This window comes from Nodularia chucula CCY0103, assembly GCF_963923915.1.
In the GTDB taxonomy this organism is placed as follows: domain Bacteria; phylum Cyanobacteriota; class Cyanobacteriia; order Cyanobacteriales; family Nostocaceae; genus Nodularia; species Nodularia chucula.
In genome coordinates, this window is sequence record NZ_CAWUOL010000256.1 from 1 (window position 1) to 257 (window position 257).

Genomic DNA, 257 nt, shown 5'->3' on the forward strand with positions numbered 1-257 from the left:
GATTGCCGCCGTTGCTCGGCCGATCTGGACGGTTCCAGCCGTTGTCGGGGCGGTCGGGACGATTGCCGCCATTGTTGGGACGATCCGGGCGGTTCCAGCCGTTGTCAGGACGGTCAGGCCGCTGTCCGCCGCCATTGTCGGGGCGGCTGGGCTGGCCGGTTCCGGGACGGTCGGGACGGTCGGGACGGTTCCAGCCGCCTTCCGGACGGTCCGGGCGGGCGCCGCCGGTGTTCGGGCGATCAGGGCGATCGGGACGG

The 257-nt window shown here is 72.8% G+C and carries 1 pseudogene; it reads right to left on the reverse strand.

The features are described 5' to 3' along the window. Positions 1 to 257, reverse strand: a pseudogene (locus ACM0OP_RS24460) (hypothetical protein); the annotation flags it as partial.